The organism is Streptomyces sp. AK010 (genome assembly GCF_014207295.1).
GTDB classification, from domain to species: Bacteria; Actinomycetota; Actinomycetes; order Streptomycetales; family Streptomycetaceae; genus Streptomyces; species Streptomyces massasporeus.
The window spans coordinates 130686-149632 of record NZ_JACHCX010000007.1; the positions used below are offsets into that span (position 1 = coordinate 130686).

The 18947-nt window shown below is 71.1% G+C and carries 19 protein-coding genes and 1 pseudogene; 11 read left to right on the forward strand and 9 right to left on the reverse strand.

Going from position 1 to position 18947, the window contains the following annotated elements; translation table 11 throughout:
* Positions 1-25 precede the first annotated feature (25 nt).
* Together HDC93_RS15820 and HDC93_RS15825 are read left to right on the forward strand one after the other, a co-directional pair.
* The gene (locus HDC93_RS15820) at positions 26-943 is read left to right on the forward strand and encodes a MurR/RpiR family transcriptional regulator (protein ID WP_185011270.1); all 918 of its coding nucleotides are present in this window, start codon (positions 26-28) and stop codon (positions 941-943) included.
* A 354-nt stretch (positions 944-1297) separates the two neighbouring features.
* On the forward strand, positions 1298-1678 hold the full coding sequence (locus tag HDC93_RS15825) for a hypothetical protein (RefSeq protein WP_185011272.1): 381 nt from the start codon (positions 1298-1300) through the stop codon (positions 1676-1678).
* Between the two features lie 290 nt (positions 1679-1968).
* Here HDC93_RS15825 and HDC93_RS15830 read toward each other — a convergent pair whose 3' ends face one another.
* Positions 1969-2457, reverse strand: coding sequence for a flavin reductase family protein (locus HDC93_RS15830; protein ID WP_185011274.1), 489 nt, complete (start codon positions 2455-2457; stop codon positions 1969-1971).
* 9 nt (positions 2458-2466) lie between these two features.
* Positions 2467-2859, reverse strand: coding sequence for a peptidoglycan-binding domain-containing protein (locus HDC93_RS39320; protein WP_311774563.1), 393 nt, complete (start codon positions 2857-2859; stop codon positions 2467-2469).
* 538 nt (positions 2860-3397) lie between these two features.
* Between HDC93_RS39320 and HDC93_RS15840 the strand changes: the two genes are divergently transcribed.
* Together HDC93_RS15840 and HDC93_RS15845 are read left to right on the forward strand one after the other, a co-directional pair.
* Entirely contained in the window at positions 3398-4108 is a 711-nt protein-coding gene (locus HDC93_RS15840; protein ID WP_185011276.1) for a TetR family transcriptional regulator, read from the forward strand.
* Positions 4109-4260: 152 nt separating this feature from the next.
* On the forward strand, positions 4261-4671 hold the full coding sequence (locus HDC93_RS15845) for a Zn-ribbon domain-containing OB-fold protein (protein ID WP_185011278.1): 411 nt from the start codon (positions 4261-4263) through the stop codon (positions 4669-4671).
* A 7-nt stretch (positions 4672-4678) separates the two neighbouring features.
* On the opposite strand, the gene HDC93_RS15850 is transcribed toward HDC93_RS15845, so the two are convergent.
* The 3 genes from HDC93_RS15850 to HDC93_RS15860 all read right to left on the reverse strand — a co-directional run bounded on the left by HDC93_RS15850 (position 4679) and on the right by HDC93_RS15860 (position 7670).
* Positions 4679-6016 carry a Gfo/Idh/MocA family protein gene (locus HDC93_RS15850; protein WP_185011280.1) on the reverse strand — a complete coding sequence of 446 codons (1338 nt, stop codon included), beginning with the start codon at positions 6014-6016 and terminating at the stop codon, positions 4679-4681.
* Positions 6017-6080: 64 nt separating this feature from the next.
* Positions 6081-6461, reverse strand: a complete 381-nt coding sequence (locus HDC93_RS15855; RefSeq protein WP_185011283.1) for a PPOX class F420-dependent oxidoreductase — start codon at positions 6459-6461, stop codon at positions 6081-6083.
* Positions 6462-6491: 30 nt separating this feature from the next.
* Positions 6492-7670: a MalY/PatB family protein gene (locus HDC93_RS15860; protein ID WP_185011285.1), complete on the reverse strand. Its 1179-nt coding sequence runs from the start codon at positions 7668-7670 to the stop codon at positions 6492-6494.
* A 24-nt stretch (positions 7671-7694) separates the two neighbouring features.
* Between HDC93_RS15860 and HDC93_RS15865 the strand changes: the two genes are divergently transcribed.
* Positions 7695-8684, forward strand: a complete 990-nt coding sequence (locus tag HDC93_RS15865; RefSeq protein ID WP_185011287.1) for a DUF3800 domain-containing protein — start codon at positions 7695-7697, stop codon at positions 8682-8684.
* A 122-nt stretch (positions 8685-8806) separates the two neighbouring features.
* Entirely contained in the window at positions 8807-10153 is a 1347-nt protein-coding gene (locus HDC93_RS15870) for a S1 family peptidase (RefSeq protein ID WP_185011289.1), read from the forward strand.
* 204 nt (positions 10154-10357) lie between these two features.
* On the opposite strand, the gene HDC93_RS15875 is transcribed toward HDC93_RS15870, so the two are convergent.
* Both HDC93_RS15875 and HDC93_RS15880 read right to left on the reverse strand, forming a co-directional pair.
* The gene (locus tag HDC93_RS15875; RefSeq protein ID WP_185011291.1) at positions 10358-10543 is read right to left on the reverse strand and encodes a hypothetical protein; all 186 of its coding nucleotides are present in this window, start codon (positions 10541-10543) and stop codon (positions 10358-10360) included.
* Positions 10544-10694: 151 nt separating this feature from the next.
* Complete coding sequence (locus HDC93_RS15880; protein WP_185011293.1) at positions 10695-11855, reverse strand: ROK family transcriptional regulator; 1161 nt, start codon at positions 11853-11855, stop codon at positions 10695-10697.
* Positions 11856-12026: 171 nt separating this feature from the next.
* Here HDC93_RS15880 and HDC93_RS15885 point away from each other — a divergent pair, with 171 nt between their 5' ends.
* From HDC93_RS15885 to HDC93_RS15900, 4 genes are read left to right on the forward strand one after another with little or no spacing between them, the layout of a single operon-like run.
* Positions 12027-12992, forward strand: coding sequence for a carbohydrate ABC transporter permease (locus tag HDC93_RS15885; RefSeq protein ID WP_185011295.1), 966 nt, complete (start codon positions 12027-12029; stop codon positions 12990-12992).
* Positions 12993-13008: 16 nt separating this feature from the next.
* Complete coding sequence (locus HDC93_RS15890) at positions 13009-13932, forward strand: carbohydrate ABC transporter permease (protein ID WP_185011298.1); 924 nt, start codon at positions 13009-13011, stop codon at positions 13930-13932.
* 10 nt (positions 13933-13942) lie between these two features.
* Entirely contained in the window at positions 13943-15292 is a 1350-nt protein-coding gene (locus tag HDC93_RS15895) for a sugar ABC transporter substrate-binding protein (protein ID WP_185011300.1), read from the forward strand.
* A 28-nt stretch (positions 15293-15320) separates the two neighbouring features.
* Positions 15321-16520, forward strand: coding sequence for a Gfo/Idh/MocA family protein (locus HDC93_RS15900; RefSeq protein ID WP_185011301.1), 1200 nt, complete (start codon positions 15321-15323; stop codon positions 16518-16520).
* 34 nt (positions 16521-16554) lie between these two features.
* Here the strand turns inward: HDC93_RS15900 and HDC93_RS15905 are convergent, their stop codons facing one another.
* Complete coding sequence (locus tag HDC93_RS15905; RefSeq protein WP_185011303.1) at positions 16555-17250, reverse strand: L,D-transpeptidase family protein; 696 nt, start codon at positions 17248-17250, stop codon at positions 16555-16557.
* Positions 17251-17493: 243 nt separating this feature from the next.
* Here HDC93_RS15905 and HDC93_RS15910 point away from each other — a divergent pair.
* Positions 17494-17925: pseudogene (locus HDC93_RS15910) on the forward strand (TetR/AcrR family transcriptional regulator C-terminal domain-containing protein); the annotation flags it as partial.
* Between the two features lie 68 nt (positions 17926-17993).
* On the opposite strand, the gene HDC93_RS15915 reads toward HDC93_RS15910, so the two are convergent.
* The gene (locus HDC93_RS15915; protein WP_185011305.1) at positions 17994-18908 is read right to left on the reverse strand and encodes an SDR family oxidoreductase; all 915 of its coding nucleotides are present in this window, start codon (positions 18906-18908) and stop codon (positions 17994-17996) included.
* Positions 18909-18947: the final 39 nt, after the last annotated feature.

Here is an 18947-nt window from a genome sequence, read left to right on the forward strand (position 1 = left end):
CGTGGGAGACGAAGGAGGCGCACCGGTGCCATCGCCGCAGCAGGCACGCGCACAGGCATCCGCGATCACCTCGGGGAAGGCCGCCCCCGAGGCGGAGGTCTCCCCGTCCGCCCAGCTCAGATCGCTCTTCGACCGGCCCCGGCTGTCCCCGGGGCAGCGGCGCATCGCGCAGTACCTGATCGAGCACATCACCGAGGCGGCGTTCCTGTCGATCACGGATCTCGCGGACCGGGTCGGGGTGAGCCAGCCCTCGGTGACGCGGTTCGCCTCGGCGGTCGGCTTCACCGGTTACCCGGCGCTGCGGGAGAAGCTCCAGTCGATCGCGCTGAGCACCCTCGCCGTCGGCCCGGCCGAGGAGACGCACGGCAACGAACTCCAGGCGGCGGTCGACGCCGAGATCGAGAACCTGGAGAACCTGCGGCGGGACCTGGCCGACCCGAACCTGGTCATCGACGTCGGCCGTAAGCTCTCCTCGTCCGCGCCGCTGACGGTCCTCGGGCTGCGCATCTCCGTCTCACTCGCCGAGTACTTCGCCTACGCCGCCCGCCGGATCCATCCGGACGTACGGCTGGTGACCCGGGGCGGCAGCGTCGCCTACGACGCGCTGCTGCAGTCGCGTGAGGCGGGAGGTACGTGGGTGCTGGCGTTCTCCATGCCCCGGCACGCCCAGGAGACCCTGACGGCCGTGCGGGTGGCGCGGGGCGCCGGGCTCAAGGTCGCCCTGATCACCGACCTGGCGCTCGGGCCGCTCGCGGACGAGGCCGACGTCGTCTTCGCCCTCGGGACCGGGTCGCGCCTGGTCTTCGACTCCTACGCGGCCCCGGGCGTGATGTGCTCGGCGCTGCTGCAGGCCATGACGGACGCGGATCCGGAGCGGACGCAGGCGCGGCTGGAGGAGTACGAACAGGTCGCCGACCAGCACCAGTTCTTCCTCAGGGACTGAGCGTCAGGGACTGAGCGTCAGGGGCTGAGCGGCACGTCCGGACCGCACGCGGAGGAGGGCGCCCACGCGGGCGGGCCCAGGTGGACCGCCCGTGCGGACCTCGCGCGGGGACCTCACATGGAGACCATCCGCAACAAAGCGCGCATGAATGTTTTCATGCTCCTTGCAAACCGGATGGCATATATAAATACTGCTCACGGATCGCGACCCGGTAGTTCCGGATCCGTTCCGCACCCGTGGGGCCGGGTCCTACCCACTCCGGGTCCCGGGTGTTCGTGGCGGCCCCGGCCATCCCCTAGGCCGGGGCCGCCCCGACCCGTCGTCCACCCACGCGACGCCGCACACCCGAGAGCGATGATCATGCCCCTGACGACCACGCGCATCAGCCCGGACTGGCCCTGCCAGGTCAAGACCCCCGGGAGCCACGACTGGGAACGCTCTGCGGCCAAGTGGCTGCGCGAGCTGGTGCCCACGCGTTACGCCGGATACCCCGTGTTCATCCGCCACCCCGTCCTGCTCGCCCGGCACGCCCAGATCCAGGTCCAGAACGAGATCCGGGTCGCCCGCACCGCCCTGCAGACGGCCCGCGCCGACCTGCCCGGACTCGGCCTGCACGAGGGGGTCATCGAGCACACGATCAAGCTGTACGCGGCCGAGGTCATGCAGCTCCAGCACATCGCCCGCAGCGTCCGGGCGGTCACCCAGGCCCTGGCCGAGGCGAACCGGCAACCGTGAGCCGGCGGGCATGACTCGCGTCGCGCGTGGCATTCAGGACCGGTAGGGGGCAGCGGGTCACAAGTCACCGCGGTGACGCCAGTACCACCACAGCCCCACGAGCGAGGCCAGCAGGAACAGGGTGGGCAGCACCAGGCCGGGGATGCGGGAGCCGTTCACGGGCGTGGCCTTCGGTTCGTGGCGGTTCGGGCGCCCCGCGCGTCGCCCACGCCCAGGGTGACGCCGATCGGCCCCGACGATCCGCCGCTTTTCCCAGCCGTTGCCCGGCGTTCGACGGAGAGGGTGGGACGTCAGTCGACCGGGTGGCCCGGGTGGATGGTGACGGCGTCGGACATGCGCAGCAACGGCGTGTCGCGCGCACCATGTCCGCCCCACTCGACCGGGTCGAGGACGAAACCGATGTGGTCGCCGCCGCCGGCGCACGTCACGATCCGGCCGACGAACCAGGCCGCCGCCTCCTCCAGGACGAGGGCCCCGCCGTAGGCCTCCCGTAGCCGGACGTCCTGGAACTTGTCGGTCCGGGCGCCGGTCCGCCCCCCGAACAGCTCGGCCAGGGCGCGCTGTTCGCGGCCGAGCAGGTGCACGGCGAGGACGTCCGCGTTCCGCGCCACCCGGAAGGTGTGGTTGAGCTCGGACAGCCACACCACGAACCGCACGGGCCGCAGCGAGCACTGCGAGGCGAACCCGACCAGACAGCCCGCCCGTTCACCGCCCGCGGCGGCCGTGACCACGGACATCTCGGGGTTCAGCCGGTCGACGAACTCGTCCATGCCGGCCATGGTCACACATCAGCTCGCGCCCGCCGCCGTCCGGGACTCCAGGGCGGCCCGGGTGTCGTTGCCGTAGACGCCGGTCTCGTCGCCGCGGATGCCGTACCAGAGCTGGAAGCGGGCGACCGCGGCCGTGAGGGTGGAGTCGTAGTTGCCGCTGGTGGAGCCGTCCCGGTAGACGTCCGGGATGTCCAGGAGACGTTGCTGGAGCTCGGTCACCTCGGGGCCGCTGGCCCCCTCGCGCAGCGTGCCCGCGCCGTCGGGGTCCACGGGTGCGGGGACGGCCGGGCCGGGCGGGGTGGGAGTGGGGTCGGGGGTGGAGGGGGCGGTCCGGGGCGGACCGGGCGCGGGCGCGGCGCCGGCGTCCTTGTGCTCGCCGTGCAGCAGGAGCGCACCGCCGAAGCCGATCACCGCGGCGGCCAGGACGGCAACCGCGACGGCGGCGCGGCGCAGCCCGGGCTCCCGGGGGGACGGCTCGGGTGGGCCGGCGGGTCTCGCGGGCGACGGGCGGGAGCTCCTGCGTCAGGGCCTCGGAACCGGCCGGCGGTCCCGGCAGCGCGACGGACTCGTAGCCGCCGGGGCCGCGGCCGGACCCGTGGCCGCCGGATTCACGGCCGGTCTCCTGCCGGCCGGGGTCGCGGCCGGTCTCCTGCTGGAACTCCCGCATCAGCTCCGCGAGCGCGTCGGTGCGGCGGGGCCGCAGGACGCGGATGGGTTCGAGGGCCGGGCCGTCGTGCGGCGGCCGGGGCTCGGACGGTGTCGACACGCTGCTCTCCTTCGTCCGGGCCCGGGGGGGGCGCCCGTCCTTCGAGGATCGTCCTGCCGCTACATACGCGGCGGGCGCGTCCGGGGTTCAGAGCCCGGCCGGTCCGGCAGGCAGAGCACTCAGTACCTCCCTACGAGTGCACTGAGTGCCACCGGTGGTCCCACGAGTGCTACGTTCGCGCTCATGAGCTCCGAGAAAGCCGAGGCCGGCACCGGGAAGCCGCCCATCCGGGACGCCCTGGTGGCGGCGGCCTTCCAGCTGTTCCCGGAGCGGGGGTACGAGCAGACCACCGTCGACGACATCGTGGCGCTCGCCGGTGTCGGACGGCGCTCGTTCTTCCGCTACTTCCCCTCCAAGGAGGACGTGGTCTTCCCGGACCACGAGCGGTGCCTCGCCGACATGACGGCGTTCCTGGCCGACAGCTCCGACGACGACGAACCCGTGCGGCGGGTCTGCGACGCGGCCCGGCTCGTGCTGCGCATGTACGCCGAGAACCCGGCGTTCTCGGTGCAGCGCTACCGCCTCACCAAGCAGGTGCCGGGGCTGCGGGCCTACGAGCTGTCGGTGGTGTGGCGCTACGAGCGGGCCCTCGCCGAGTACCTGCGCCGGCGCTTCGCCGCCCGCCGGGACGGCACGCTGCAGGCCGACGTGATCGCGGCGGCGGTGGTCGCGGCGCACAACAACGCGCTGCGTTGCTGGCTGCGTTCGGACGGGCGGGGCGAGGCGAGCGCGGCGGTGGGCCACGCGCTGGACTACGTGCAGTCGGCGTTCGGCGGCGTGCCGCTGCCGCCCGCCGTGGAGCAGCCGGAGGACGTGGTGATCGTCGTGTCGCGGCGCGGGGCACCGCTGTGGCGGGTCGTGCAGGAGATCGAGACGACGCTGGGGCGGGACTGAGGGCTCCGCACATTGAGGGTACGGAGTGCCTTTACGAGTGGCACTGAGTGCCATACTCTGTGCTGCGTGCACGGTGGCACGGCGAACCGCGCACACGTGTGCGCGGGTGATCGCGTGCGCGGATTCCGGCCGAGTGCAGGGAGTTGACCAGCGTGTACCACTCAGGAAGCGTCACTCAGCAGGCCGCCGGCTCCGCGACGGGTCTGCTGGACCCGAGGGGCCAGAACTCGGAGGCCATCCTCTTCCAGCGCTGCACCTGGTGCGGCACCGCCATGTACCACCGGCTGCTGTGTCCGGTCTGCCGGGGCAGCGAGCTGCGCACGGAGCGCGCCGAGGGCACGGGCACGGTGCGCCACTCCACCGTCGTGCACCGCAACACCCCCGCGGCGCGCAACGTGTCGCAGATAGAGATGTCCGAGGGGTTCGTGGTGCGCGGCCGGGTGATGGGCCCGCCGATCGGCATCCACAGCGGGGACCGGGTACGGCTGTCCACGGCCAAGGACCCGGTACGGGGCGAGCCGGTCTTCCAGCTGCTGGACGAGCCGTACCGCGCCTGGAGCTGACGCGCCCTCAGCGGGCGATCAGCTCCTCGGTGCGCACGGGCCGTCCGGTCTCGAAGCTCCGGTTCGCCGCCAGCCCCACCGCGAGGGCGAGCGCCCCGTCGCGTTCGGTGGCCGTGCGACGGGTCGCGGCACCGGTGTCCGCCGGGGCGGTGGGACCGACGGGTCCGAACAGCGCGTCGAGCATGCGCGGATCGCCGCCGCCGTGGGCAGCGTGGGCGACCGCGAGCGGCACGTCCACCGGGGGCTGCCACAGCGGGCGCAGGGTGAGGCGGGCACCGCCCCCGTGCTCGGCCGCCGTGTCGCCGTGCACCGCGCCCACCGACGAGGTGATCCGGCTCAGCGGCGGCTGCCAGCGACTCTCCTCGACCTCCAGTTCCAGCCGGCCCGCGCTGCCGTTGACCATCACCCGGTAGCCCTCCCAGGGGGAGTAGGCGGTCAGGTGGTACGTCATCGTCGCGCCGCGCGCATAGCGCACCAGGACGGACATGTCGTCCTCGATGGTGACCGGCCCGTCGAAGACATTGCGGTCGCGCAGGTAGCCGTCGTCGCGTTCGGCGTCCAGGTAGAGGGCGCGCAGGGTGGCGTCGGCCGCGAGGTCCAGGGCGAAGGGGTCGTCGGCGGCCCGCTCGGCGCCGTGGGCACGGTCGTAGTCCCGGCGCAGTCCGTGCCGCTCCCCCGCCTCACGGCCGTAGAAGCCGAGCCGCCCGTAGCCGAAGGCCTCCCGGGGCTCGTCGGCGAGCCACCAGTTCACCAGGTCGAAGTGGTGCGAGGACTTGTGCACCATCAGGCCGCCGCTGTGCCGCTTCTCGCGGTGCCAGCGGCGGAAGTAGTCGGCCCCGTGCCGTACGTCGAGCAGCCACTCGAAGTGGACCGACAGCACCTCGCCGATCGCACCGTCGGCGAGCAGGGCGCGGACCTTCTCGTGCACGGGGTTGAAGCGGTAGTTGAAGGCGACGGTCAGGGAGTTGCCGGTCTCGCGGACGGTGTCGAGGATGCGGGCGCAGCGCCCGGCGTCGACGGTCATCGGCTTCTCGGTGACCACCCGGCAGCCCGCCTTCAGCGCGGGGACGATGTAGCGGTCGTGCTCGGCGTCGACGGTGGTGACCACGACCTCATCGATGCCCTCCGCGGCGAGCAGGTCGGTGAAGCGGTCGGGCTCCCACGGGGTGGCGGCCGGTGCGCCGGTCTCGGCCAGCAGCCGGTTGTGGAAGGCCATCCGGGTCGGGCTGGGGTCGCACAGCGCGGCCACGACATGGCCGGGGCGTTCGGCGAGGCCTCGGGTGAACAGCTGGGCCCGGTGACCGGTGCCGACGACGGCTGCGCGCAGGACGGGAGTTCGGCTCATGGCAGATGCCCTTTCCCGTGGGCCCGGTCCCCACTCCCCCGCGAGCGAAAGCGCTTGCCGAACCTCAGCGGGTGATGCGGATGCCCACGGTGCCGTCCACGCCCCGGCGCAGCCGGCTGCCGAGCAGGGTCAGCCGGCCCGTCAGGCCGTACTTGCGGCCGATCAGCTGCCGGTAGCGGGCGGTGGTGGCCGCGTCGCAGATCTCCGCCGTCGCGGGCACCTGGTCGCCGGTGGGGTTGCCGCGCAGGTCGCAGGGGCCGACGAGCACGTCGGCGCGGTTGCGGATCCGCTTCACCTTCCAGGAGTCGGCGGGCGTCCACACGCCGAGCGCGTCCCCGTCGCGTACCACCCAGACCGGGGTGGCGACCGGTGTGCCGTTCTTGCGGTAGCTGGTGACCAGCAGGTACTTGCCCGCGCCGAGTGCGTCCAGCGTCCTGTCGTCCATGGCGGGAAGTCTACGAGCGTGCCCGCGGGTTCAGCGCAGCGCCGCCGCCATTCTCCGTACTCCCTCCGTGAGCACCTCCCGCGAGGTCCCCAGGTTGAGGCGGACGTGGCCGGTGCCGCCGGTGCCGAACGGAAGGCCGGAGCTGAGGGCGACCCGACCGCGTTTCAGGAAGACCTCGGCCGGGTCGTCACCGAGATCGAGGGCGCGGCAGTCGAGCCAGGCCAGGTAGGTGGCGTCGCCCGGCCGGTAGCGGATCGCCGGCAGGTGTTCGGCCAGCAGGTCGGCGAGCAGCCGCCGGTTGCCCTCGAGACCGGTCAGGAGGGCGTCGAGCCACGTGACGCCGTCGCGCAGGGCGGCGGTGTGGGCGATGACGGCGACATGGCTCGGGCCGTGCCCGACCTCCTCGGGCATCCGCTCCAGGTCGGCGGCGGCCTGCGGCCCGGCGATCGCGAGGGCGGCCTTGAGCCCGGGCAGGTTCCAGCCCTTCGAGGCCGACATCAGCGACAGGCCGCGCTCGGCGCCCGGCACGCTCAGATACGGCACGAAGACGGCGTCGCCGAGCACGAGCGGGGCGTGGATCTCGTCGGCGACGACGCGCACGCCGTACCGCTCGGCGAGCCCGGCGAGGGCGGACAGCTCCTCGGCGGTGTGCACGGTCCCGGTCGGGTTGTGGGGGCTGCACAGCAGGTGGGCGGCCCGCCGCCCATTGGCCACGGCCTGCCGGAAGGTCTCCTCCAGAACAGCGAGGTCCAGGCGCCCGTCCGCCCCGAGCGGAGCCTCGGCGACCCTTCGGTCCATGTGCTCGAGGAACATGTGGAACGGCGGGTACACGGGCGAGTTCACGACCACCGTGTCGCCGGGGCCGGTGACCAGCTTGATCATCTCGACGACGCCCAGCATGACGTCGGGCACGATCGCGGTGCGTTCCACCGCGAGTCCGCTCCATCCCCACCGCTTCCCGGCGAAGGCGGCCAGGGCCTGCGCGTAGGCGGTGCCGGCCGGGTAGCCGGTGTCGCCGAGGTGGAGTGCGTCGGTGACGGCGCACACGACGGGATCGGCGAGCGGCACGTCCATCTCGGCCACCCACAGCGGCAGCACGTCCTCCGGGTAGGTGCGCCACTTCATGCTGGTGCGCTGCCGGAGCCGGTCGAGGGTGAGGGCTTGCAGGGGATTCGGTTCACCGGACGTCTCGTGCGGGATCCTGGTCATGGGCACACGATAGGGGGCTGTGCGGTGAGCGGGAATCTTGTGGGCGGGGAGCGGGGCGGGGCGTCGGGCGCGTTCCTGGAAATCGCCTGCGACGAGTCGGGGTCGGACGGAGAGAACCTCACCGGCGGGAACACGGACGTGTTCGCGCACGCCGGCGTGTCCCTGTCCGTGGCGTCGGCCGCGGCGACGGTACGGGAGATCCGGGACCGGATCCGGTCGCCCGCCGAGGAGTACAAGGCGAACCACCTGCTGCGGGAGAAGCACCGCGCGGTGCTGGAGTGGCTGCTCGCGCCGCGGGGGCCGATCCACGGGCGGGCCCGGGTGCACCTCATGGAGAAGGCGTTCTTCGTGGTGGACCGGACCCTCGGCCTGCTCCTGGACGACGCGGCGGAGGCGGCCGTCCTGTTCCGCGCGGGGCGCCCGGCCTTCGGGGACGACGGCTGGCGGGCGTTCCTGGAGGCGGCCAACCAGCTGCTGCGGGTCCGTCACGAGGGGGACCCGGTGGACGCCTTCTACGACACGGTGGACGCCCTGCGCCGAACGCACCCGCGGACGGACACGGCCGGGATCCTGGAGCGGCTCGCCGGGACCCGGCCCCGCGCGGTCTCCTACCGGGAGGGGGTCCTGGCCGGGCCGCCGCTGATCCCGTTGCTCAACCCGCTGCTTCCGGCGATCGTGGCGACGGCGGCGCTCTGGAGCCGCGACGGGCGGCCGGTCCACCTCGTGCACGACCGGCAGAACATGCTGACGCCGGACCGCATCGCGTGGATCGAGGGAACGGCCCGGCGGGCCGGGGTCGGCCTGGTGGGGGTACGGCTCGTCGTCGCGCGGGACGACGCGCGGGTGCAGGTGGCGGACTTCCTCGCCGGGATCGCCCGCAAGATCGCCTCCGACGAACTCAACGGCCGCGGTGACCCGGCGCTCACCGCCCTGCTGCGGCCCTACGTCGATCCCGGCTCGGTGTGGGGCGACGCGCGCAGCGGGGCCCTGCTCGCGGCCCCGGTCGCCGGGTGAGACCGAAGAGATCACCGGTGCGCTGAACGCGGCACGGCTGAGCTCCGTATGGGTGAAGGGCACTCAACTCAAGGAGGGCCCCGCGGTGTTCACATCGTGATGTTCGGGTTCGGGAGCCATGCATGAGGCACGCACGACGACGGGTCGTCCGGCGAGTGACACGGCTGGCGGCCGTCGGCGGAATCCTCCTCGGAGGAGCGATGGTCACCAACGCCGTGGCGAGCGAGCCACCGGCCCCGTCCATCGGCGTCCCGTTCACCGCGCCACCTGCGACCGGTGAGGGCAACGATCTCGTGTCCCGGCTGGGGAACTCCCGCACCGCCGGCAGCTGGGTCGACAAGGCCGGGCGGCCGGTCGTCGCGGTCACCGACGACAAGGCGGCGGCCGAGGTGAAGCGGGCCGGCGCGCAGGCCAAGATGGTCGAACACAGCATGAGCGACCTCAAGTCCGCCGCGGCGACGCTGCGTTCGGCGCCCCGGGTGTCCGGAACCTCGTGGGCCATGGACTACAAGAGCAACCAGGTGGTGGTGCGGGGCGACAGCACCGTCTCCTCCTCCGACTGGTCCCGGATGACGGAGGTCGCCGAGGGCATCGGATCGTTCGTGCGCATGGAGCGCTCCGAGGGCACGTTCACGACGCGGGTCAACGGCGCGCAGCCCATCCTGTCGACCGCCGGGCGCTGTTCGGCGGGGTTCAACGTGACCGACGGCAAGAGCGACTTCATCCTCACGGCCGGCCACTGCGGGCCCGACGGTTCCGTCTGGTTCGCCGACGACCGCGGCCGGGACCAGGTCGGCACGTCGCTCAAGGGGAGCTTCCCCGGCGACGACTACTCCCTGGTGAAGTACGACGGCGGCCGTGCGGGCAAGGGCGCGGACGTCGTCGCGGTCGGCGACGGCAAGGGCGTGCGCATCACGGGCGTCGCCGACGCGGAGGTCGGACAGAAGATCTTCCGCAGCGGCAGCACCAGCGGGCTGCGCGGGGGCGAGGTGACCGCGCTCAACGCGACGGTCAACTACCCCGAGGGCACGGTCACCGGCCTCATCGAGACGAATGTCTGCGCCGAACCGGGCGACAGCGGAGGCCCGATGTTCGCCGACGGCGTCGCGCTCGGCGTGACGTCGGGTGGCAGCGGGGACTGCAAGGCGGGTGGTACGACGTTCTTCCAGCCGGTGACGAAGGCGCTGACCGAGCTCGGGGTCAAGCTGATCGTGGCGAAGTCGTCCGGCGGCACGGGTGCCGCTCCCGCGCCGTCGGCGTCGCAGGGCGCGGCGTCGCCGGGTTCGTCGGCGCCCATCACGGGCACGGACGTGTCGACGCTGCTGAGCCGTCTCACCGACCCGCGCAACGTCGGCCCCGGCATGCTCGTCATCGGGGGCAGCCTCGTCGCCCTGGTGGCGACCCGGTGGATTCGCACGGAGCAGGACCGCAAGGCGTATCGGCAGTACTACTCGGCCACTTGGGGATGACCGGGGGTGCCGTGCGCGTCCGGCACGAGGACGAGGACCCCGCACAGCACCGACAGGGCACCACGGCATCGTCGTCCCCCGAGCCGAGAGCTTGGGGGACGACGATGCCGTGGACGACGGCCGAGGAAAGTGCGAGAAGGGCACCCGTTGGATCCGGGGTGCCCTTCGACGAGGGTCCGATGCGGCGGCGGGCCGGGACGTAGGTCAGGCCGCGGGCGCCGTTTGCGGGGCCGCGCAGGCCCACTCCAGGACGAGCCGCTGGTATTCCTCACGCTGCTCGACGCTCAGTGTCCCGCCCGACCGGCGCCACAGCGCGCGGATCTCCTGGTTGACCTCGTCAGCCGATCGCTCGGATGATGATTCAACAGTGGTGGACATGCTGTGAAGCATACGTCGCCGCACGTGAAGGCGATGTGAGTAATGATGAACTGAACGGTCATTTCGGACAGTGTTACTGATCACGTCCATCTCCCGGTAAACGTGAGGCTGTTCACATCAGCCACCTGTGAGTACCTTTCGCCACCCGGACGTTCGCCGTCGTTCACGCTTCGGCCGACCCCAGCACCAGCACCTTGATGGCCAACACGGCCGCGCCACGGGCCCAGTCGTGGAAGTCGGACACCTTCGTCTCCAGGCCGACCGGGGCGGCCAGTGGGTGCCGCAGGTCACGGACCGTCTCCTCGACCGTCTTCCCGGCCACGTCCATCAGCCCGACCCCCTCCCCCGCGAGCAGGATCTTCTGTGGCATCACGAAGTTGGAGATCTGTGCGACGAGCGTCCCCAGGGCACGCGCGGCCTCGTCGACGACCCGGGCGGGCATCGGGTCCCCCGCGGCGGCCAGGGCGAGGATCTCCTCGTAGGTGCGGTCATCGCCGGTGGCGGCCCGGATCTGGTAGCGGATGCTGGGGATGGTCAGCAGCGAGACGGCGCTGCCGCGCCTGCCGTCCGGGGTGAGCGGCCCGTTGGAATCGACGATCCAGTGCCTGCCGAAACCGCGGTCCTCCTCCGCGAAGGGCACCCGCTTGCCGCCCAGGACGAGCCCGTAGCCGAGACCGGCGCCGATGGTGAGGACGACGAAGCGGTCCAGGCCCCGTCCGGCGCCGAACCACGTCTCGGCCTCCACCAGGGCGGCGACGTCGTTCTCGACGACGACCGGCAGCCCGGTGCGCCCCTCGACCAGGTCGGCCAGGGGGACGTCCCGCCACAGCAGGAAAGGGGACTCGCCGACCACGGCGCGGTCCTGGACGAACCCGCCGACCCCGATGCCGATCCCGGCGAGGCGGGGGCGGCTCTCGGCCAGTTCGGCGGTCATCTCGGCCAGCACGTCGGCGACTTCGGCGGGGTCGTGGGTGGTGAGCGGGCGGTCGTGGCGGGCGACGATATGGCTGCGCAGCGTGGTGACGACGCCGTAGACCGTGTCCTCGGTGATCTTGAAGCCGAGGAAGAAGCCGGAGTCGGCGACGACGTCCAGCGGCTGGGAGGGGCGGCCCTGGCGCGTCTCCGCGGGCACTCCCGCCTCGGGTACCTCGACCAGCAGGCCCGACTCGATCAGGGGCTTGGTCAGCCGGGTGAGACTGCCGGCCGACAGGCCCAGCCTGCGGGCGAGCTCCGTGCGCGACAGCGGGCCGTGGACGAGCACTTCGATCGCCACGGAGCGCTCGCCCGCGCTCAGCGGCAGCCAGCCGGCGGTGCCGTCGGTCATGGCGGTCCGACTCCCCTCACCCATTTCTTTTGCACTGAAACCAACATGTCCACTCTAGGCCGATGAAGGTTCATGGGAAAAGATGTTTGCCCGCCTCTTGACGCATCAATTGTTTCGCACCAAAAGTAAGTACCGCCAGAGGACGAGCCGCCGCAGCGAGGGAGTCTCCCGATGACCATCGCCTCCAGCAGTCCTCCTTCACGTCTGCCCACGGGCGGCGCGGCGGAGGCCCACAGCAGGACCGGGACAGAGCAGGGGGTGTCCGGCGAGGACCGGGGGGACGGGCGGCTGGCCGCGCTGTTCATCGCACCGGCCCTGCTCGGTTTCCTGGTCTTCCTGCTCTGGCCGACGCTCCGGGGCATCTCCCTGAGCTTCACCCGCTTCAACCTGCTGACACCGGCGGAGTGGGTGGGCCTGGACAACTACGTCCGCATGGTCAACGACCCCATCTTCTGGGACTCCCTGTGGGTCACCGTCGAGTACGTCTTCATCAACATCGGCGTCCAGACGGTCGCGGCGCTCGCCATCGCCGTCCTGCTCCAGCGACTGACCCAGTCGGCGATGCTGCGCGGGATCGTGCTGACGCCGTATCTGATGTCGAACGTCGTCGCCGGTCTGGTCTGGCTGTGGATCCTCGACACCCAGCTCGGCATCGGCAACGAGATCATCAGCGGCCTCGGTGTGGACCGCATCCCGTTCCTCGCCGACGAGACCTGGGCGATCCCGACGATCGCGCTCATCAACGTGTGGCGGCACGTGGGGTACACCGCCCTGCTGCTGTTCGCCGGACTGCAGGCCATCCCGAACGACATGTACGAGGCGGCCCGGGTGGACGGCGCGAGCGAGTGGCGGATGTTCTGGCGGATCACCATGCCGCTGCTGCGGCCGGTGCTCGCGGTCGTGCTGATCATGACGGTCATCGGGTCGTTCCAGGTCTTCGACACCGTGGCCGTGACCACCGCGGGCGGCCCGGCGAACGCGACCAACGTCCTGCAGTACTACATCTACGGCTCGGCGTTCGGCCGTTTCCAGTTCGGCTACGCCTCGGCCATGTCCGTCGCCCTGCTGGTCGTGCTGAGCGCGATCACCGTCCTCCAGTACCGGCTCACCCGGGCCGGCCGGACCGACCTCGGCTGAGAAGGGAGACACCGCCATGGCCACCGTGACGACAACACCGCCGACGACCCTGCGGCCGGTCCGGCGCAGGTTCCCCTTCGGGCGGGCCGCCGCCTGGACCGTGATGGGGCTGATCGTCCTCATCACCCTGCTGCCGTTCTACTGGATCCTGCGCACCGCGCTCTCCACGAACGCGGGCCTGAGCGCCGACCCGACCAATCCGCTGCCGGTCGACCTGACCACCAGCGGCTTCCAACGCGCCCTGGGGCTGCAGTCGGCCGAGGAGGCCGTCGCGCAGGGCGGCGCGGGCGGCGGACTGGACTTCTGGCGCTACCTGCTCAACTCGGTGCTGGTCTCGACCCTGATCACCGGCTGTCAGATCTTCTTCAGCGCGATGGCCGCCTACGCCTTCTCGCGGCTGCGCTGGCGGGGCCGGGACAAGGTGTTCGGGCTGTTCCTGGCCGGGATGATGGTGCCGGCCGTCTTCACCCTGCTGCCGAACTTCGTACTGATCAAGCAACTGCACCTGATCGACACGCTCCTCGGCATCGCGCTGCCCACCATGTTCATGACGCCGTTCGCGGTGTTCTTCCTCCGCCAGTTCTTCATGAACATCCCCAAAGAGGTCGAGGAGGCAGCGCTGCTCGACGGCGCCGGGAAGGTCAAAATCTTCTTCCGGGTGGTCCTGCCGATGGCGTCCACGCCGATCATCACGCTGGGCGTGCTGACGTACATCACCTCCTGGAACGACTACTTCTGGCCGCTGATGGTCTCCTACAGCGACAGCTCGCGGGTGCTGACCGTGGCGCTCGCGGTCTTCCGGGCGCAGACCCCCGCGACCGGCGTCGACTGGTCCGGGCTCATGGCCGCGACGCTGATCGCCGCGCTGCCGATGCTGGTGCTGTTCGCCTGCTTCGCCCGTCGCATCGTCAGCTCCATCGGCTTCACCGGAATCAAGTAAGGGGACCGTGATGCGAATTCGACTTCGTCCGCTCGTCGCGGCGACCGGAGCGCTGGCGCTGTCCCTGGTCAGCGGATGCGCGCAGCAAGGCGCCGCCGGATCCTCCGCGAACACGGTCACGTACTGGCTGTGGGACGCCAACCAGCTGCCCGCCTACCAGGCGTGCGCGAAGGGGTTCGAGAAGGAGAACCCCGGACTGAGGGTGAAGATCACGCAGTTGGGCTGGAGCGACTACTGGACCAAGCTCACCGCCGGGTTCATCGCGGGCACCGCGCCGGACGTGTTCACCGACCACATCCAGAACTTCGGCCAGTTCGCCGACCTGAAGGTCCTCGAACCGCTCGACGGCCTCGGCATCGAGGACTCCGACTACCAGCCGGGCCTCGCCGCCAACTGGGTCGGCCAGGACGGCCACCGCTACGGCGCTCCCAAGGACTGGGACACCGTCGCGCTGTTCTACAACGAGAAGCTGGCGAAGGACGCCGGCCTCACCGCCGAGCAGCTGAACAGCCTGTCCTGGAACCCGAAGGACGGCGGCACCTTCGAGAAGGCCATCGCCCGTCTCACCGTCGACAGGAACGGCAAGCGGGGCGACGAGCCGGGCTTCGACAAGAACAACGTCACGGTGTACGGCCTGGCCACGGGCGGCGGCGGGTTCGGTGACGGCCAGACCCAGTGGAGCAACTTCGCCGCCTCCGCCGGGTGGAGCTACCTCGACAAGCCGCGCTGGGGCACGAAGTACCAGTACGACAGCAAGACCTTCCAGTCGGTCGTCCAGTGGTACTTCGGGCTGGCGAAGAAGGGCTACATGCCGCCCCTGTCGGACTACAACGTCCAGTCCAACCAGCAGAACACACAGATCGCGGCGGGAAAGGCCGCCACCGCGTTCGACGGGGCCTGGATGATCTCCACCTACGCCGGCTTCAAGGGCAAGGACATCAAGACCGCCGTGACGCCGACCGGCCCGACCGGCAAGCGCGCCACGATGATGAACGGCCTCGCCGACTCCATCACCAAGGCGTCCAAGAACAAGGCGGGCGCCCGCACATGGGTGGCCTACCTGGCCTCGGACCGCTGCCAGAGCGTCGTCGGCAAGTCCGGGGTCGTCTTCCCCGCCACCCCGGCCGGGACCGAGGCGGCCGTCGCCGCGTACCGGAAGAAGGGCATCGACGTCTCGGCGTTCACCGAGCCCGTGGCCGGCGAGAAGCGCTTCCGGACCTTCTCCTATCCGATCGCCAGCTACTCGGCGGACATGACGGCCTTGATGGCGCCCGCGATGGAGGACATCTACGGCAACGGCAAGCCCGTGAGCAGCCTCGACCAGACCAATGAACAGATCAACCTGATCCTCTCGCAGTGATCCCCCACCAGTGAAGGGCACGCCTCACATGACGTTCTCCATCGGCATCGTCGGCGCCGGACAGTTCTCGGGCCAGTTCGCCACCCTGTTCCAGGCCCACCCCGGTGTCGGCGACGTCTACGTCACCGACCTGCTGCCCGAGCGGGCCGCACATCTCGCCTCCGCCCAGGGACTGGCGGGCACCTTCCCGTCCTACCAGGCCATGCTGGAGTCGGAGGACGTCGACGCGGTCGCCATCTTCACCCAGCGCTGGACGCACGGGCCGCTGGTGCTCCAGGGCCTGAACGCCGGCAAGCACGTGTACTCCGCCGTCCCGATGGCCATCAGCACAAAGGAGATCGCGGCGATCATCGACGCGGTCAAGGCCACCGGGCTGACCTACATGATGGGCGAGACCAGCGAGTACAACCCGGCGACCGTCCACGCCCGCAACCAGATCGCGGAAGGCGCCTTCGGGCGGCTCTTCTACGCCGAGGGCGACTACGTCCACGACATGGACCTGGGGTTCTACGAGGCCTACCAGTACAGCGGCGGCGAGAACTGGAAGGCGACCGCCAGCTATCCCCCGCTGCTGTACCCGACGCACGCGGTCGGCGGGGTGCTGGGCGCCTGGAAGACCCACGCGGTGAGCGTGTCGGCGATCGGTGTCGTCGACGACCGGGGCGACGGCGTCTTCGACAAGGACGTCAGCCAGTTCGGCAACGACGTCTCCAACGCCACCGCGCTGTTCGAGGTGGCGGGCGGCGGCTCGTTCCGTACGAACGAGTTCCGGCGGGTCGGCTACCCCTCACACATACGGGAGTCGCGGTTCCGCTTCTTCGGCACCGAGGCGAGCATGGAGCAGCTCGCCACGGTCGCCCTGTGGCAGGACAAGAAGGGGGTGCAGGACATCAGCGAACTGCTGGAGCCCAAGCCCACCATGGCGCCCGACGACCCGTCGCTCCAGCACATCGCGCCGGAGTTGCGGGCCGCCTTCACCTCCGGCTCGGCGCCCGTGCACGACCGCGCGCGGCTGCCGAGGGAGTTCGACCACCTCCACAACGGCCACGAGGGCAGCCACCACTTCCTCGTGGACGACTTCGTGACCGCCGTCAACTCCCGCACGCTGCCGTCGGTGAACGCGTGGGTGGCCGCCCGCTACACCCTGCCGGGCATCATCGCGCACGAGTCGGCGCGGCAGGGCGGGGTCAGGCTGGAGATCCCGGACTTCGGGGACGCGCCCCAGTAGGGGACACCACCGGACGCGAGCCGGGTACCCGGTGTCAGGTGCCCGGCTTGCGGCCGTAGACGAAGACGTCGTCGCCCTTCTTCAGCAGCGACCAGTACTTCTTGGCGTCGGTCTTCGTCATGTTGGTGCAGCCGTGCGAGCCCGGCGGGTTCCACATGCTGACGCCGACCGAGTGGAAGGCCTGGCCGCCGTCGAAGAACTGCGCGTAGGGCATCGGCACGTCGTAGATGGAAGAGACGTGGTCGATGTTGCGCCAGTAGATCTTCTTCAGGCCGGTGCGGGTCTCGTACCCGTCGCGGCCGGTGCGGACCGGGACGGGGCCGTAGACGAGCTTGTTGCCGTCCTGGATCCAGCTGAGCTGGAGCGTCAGGTTCACGCAGGCGATCCGGCCCTTGTTCACCGGGCACTTGCCGTCCTTGTCGGGGGTCTTCCCGACGGCCTTCTGCTTCTGCATCAGGTCCATCACGCCCCAGGTGACGGAGCCGGCGTAGCCGATGTTCGGGGTGATGCCGTGCTTGGTCTGGAAGGCCTTGATGGCCTTGCAGTCGGCGGCGGACTGCTTGCCGTCGACCGGACGGCCGAGGTACTTCTCCACCTTCTTCTGGTACGGGCCGGCCTGCGTGGTGCAGCTCGCCGCCTGGGCCGGTGCGGCCCCGAGCGCGAGCGTGAGCGGTGCCACCAGACCGGTGATCCCCAGTGCGACGGCGCTCCGTCTGCGTACGTCCCCCATGGCTGGTCCTGCCCTTTCACGAAAGCGGTTCGGTGATGTCTGCCAGCTAGACGGACGGAGACCGGTTCCGGTTGTGCGGTCGGCCGCGCTGGGACGGAACAGTGACATTCCTCATGGAGCGGCCCGGGACCGCGCGAAGCAGCGGACAGGCGAAACCCATGATGGTGAAGGGGGCAGGGCCGGGCGCCGACGAGGACGGACGCCACGGCAGGCGCAGCGGGCGCCGCAGCCGGGAGCGCCGAGTGGCGGGCCGCACTGCACCGCATCGCCCGGATCACCTACCAGGTCTGCCTCGACCATCCGGAGGGGGCACCGCTGATCTTCACCCGCTTCACCGAGGTACCGCTGGCGCGCAGGGCGCCGGCGGTCCTCAGGGATCATGAACGCGTGCTCGGCGTCCTGTGGGACGCCGGTTTCGACGAGACGCGTTCCGCCCCGGTGCTGCGCGCCTTCACCGCCTGGGTCCTCGGGTACGTGTCGGTGGAACTGCGGGCCGTGGTGGACAACCCCAGGGAGCCGGACCCGGCGTTCCGGCTCGGTCTGTACCGCATGCCGTCGGACGAGCTCCCGAGGCTGCGTGCGACCGCGCCCGCCCTGGCCGAGCGGGGCGGTGTGGAAGGGCTGGCGGCGGGGCTGGACGCGCTGCTGGACCGCTTCGTCGAGAGGGGCCTGTGAGCGAGAGAGGCCGGTGAGGCCTGCCGGGGCCCGTCCGCCTCACCGGACACGGGTGGGGCGGGCGGGCTTCACCGGTATCCGGTGACGTCCGCGGGCTTCCCCGCGTCCTGCACCTCCACGAGGTAACGCCAGGCGTCCGGGCGGCTGCCGTCGAGGTCGGTGAAGCCGTACACCTGGGCGAGTCCGCCGCTCGACAGCGACTGGCCGTTCCAACGCGCCACGTCCGCGTCGGCGGCGAGTGCGGCCACGGCCCGGCCCACGTAGTGCGGGGTCTCCGAGATGGCGAAGTGGGGGACGCGCTCCAGGGCGTCGCGCCAGTTCTCCTCCCGTACCCCGAAGCCGTCCAGCATCAGCTCCGAGCGCAGCCAACCGGGGGTGAGGGCGACGGCGGTGGCGCCGCGCGGGCCGAGTTCGTGGCCCAGGGCGAAGGCCATGCGCAGCACGGAGGCCTTGGCGAGGTCGTAGAAGAAGTTCACGCGGTAGTTCCCGGCGTTGTAGTCGGCGGTGCCGTCGGTGACCTCGACGACCAGGCCGCCGGGGTTGCGCAGCAGCAGGGGCAGGACGTGGTGGGCGGTGACGGCGTGCGTCTCGACGGCGAGCCTCAGCAGACGTAGGCCGTTGTCGAGGTCGTGCTCCCAGAGGGGGGTGTCCCACTCGAAGAGCTTCTCGCCGCCCCAGATGTCGTTGACCAGGACGTCGAGGCGGCCCTGCTCGTCCGCGATCCGGTCCGCGAGCGCCTTGACCTGCGCCCGGTCGAGGTGGTCGGTGGGGACGGCGATGCCCCTGCCGCCGGCGGCGGTGACCAGGTCGGCGGTGTCCTCGATGGTCTCGGGCCGGTCGTACTCCGAGCGGCGGGCGCGGGTGCTGCGGCCGGTGACGTAGACGGTGGCGCCGGCCGCGCCGAGTTCCACGGCGATCCCCCGTCCCGCGCCCCGGGTCGCCCCCGCGACCAGTGCGACCTTGTCCTGCAACGGAGCTGACATGTCCGACCTCCCGTGACCGTGGCTGCTTGTCGCCTCCAG

Bases quoted from the DNA above. Each gene is read 5' to 3' on its own strand.
- HDC93_RS15825 (WP_185011272.1), top strand. From the start codon at position 1,298: ATGATCATGCCCCTGACGACCACGCGCATCAGCCCGGACTGGCCCTGC.
- HDC93_RS15830 (WP_185011274.1), bottom strand. From the start codon at position 2,457: ATGGCCGGCATGGACGAGTTCGTCGACCGGCTGAACCCCGAGATGTCC.
- HDC93_RS15840 (WP_185011276.1), top strand. From the start codon at position 3,398: ATGAGCTCCGAGAAAGCCGAGGCCGGCACCGGGAAGCCGCCCATCCGG.
- HDC93_RS15850 (WP_185011280.1), bottom strand. From the start codon at position 6,016: ATGAGCCGAACTCCCGTCCTGCGCGCAGCCGTCGTCGGCACCGGTCAC.
- HDC93_RS15855 (WP_185011283.1), bottom strand. From the start codon at position 6,461: ATGGACGACAGGACGCTGGACGCACTCGGCGCGGGCAAGTACCTGCTG.
- HDC93_RS15860 (WP_185011285.1), bottom strand. From the start codon at position 7,670: ATGACCAGGATCCCGCACGAGACGTCCGGTGAACCGAATCCCCTGCAA.
- HDC93_RS15870 (WP_185011289.1), top strand. From the start codon at position 8,807: ATGAGGCACGCACGACGACGGGTCGTCCGGCGAGTGACACGGCTGGCG.
- HDC93_RS15875 (WP_185011291.1), bottom strand. From the start codon at position 10,543: ATGCTTCACAGCATGTCCACCACTGTTGAATCATCATCCGAGCGATCG.
- HDC93_RS15880 (WP_185011293.1), bottom strand. From the start codon at position 11,855: ATGACCGACGGCACCGCCGGCTGGCTGCCGCTGAGCGCGGGCGAGCGC.
- HDC93_RS15885 (WP_185011295.1), top strand. From the start codon at position 12,027: ATGACCATCGCCTCCAGCAGTCCTCCTTCACGTCTGCCCACGGGCGGC.
- HDC93_RS15890 (WP_185011298.1), top strand. From the start codon at position 13,009: ATGGCCACCGTGACGACAACACCGCCGACGACCCTGCGGCCGGTCCGG.
- HDC93_RS15895 (WP_185011300.1), top strand. From the start codon at position 13,943: ATGCGAATTCGACTTCGTCCGCTCGTCGCGGCGACCGGAGCGCTGGCG.
- HDC93_RS15900 (WP_185011301.1), top strand. From the start codon at position 15,321: ATGACGTTCTCCATCGGCATCGTCGGCGCCGGACAGTTCTCGGGCCAG.
- HDC93_RS15905 (WP_185011303.1), bottom strand. From the start codon at position 17,250: ATGGGGGACGTACGCAGACGGAGCGCCGTCGCACTGGGGATCACCGGT.
- HDC93_RS15915 (WP_185011305.1), bottom strand. From the start codon at position 18,908: ATGTCAGCTCCGTTGCAGGACAAGGTCGCACTGGTCGCGGGGGCGACC.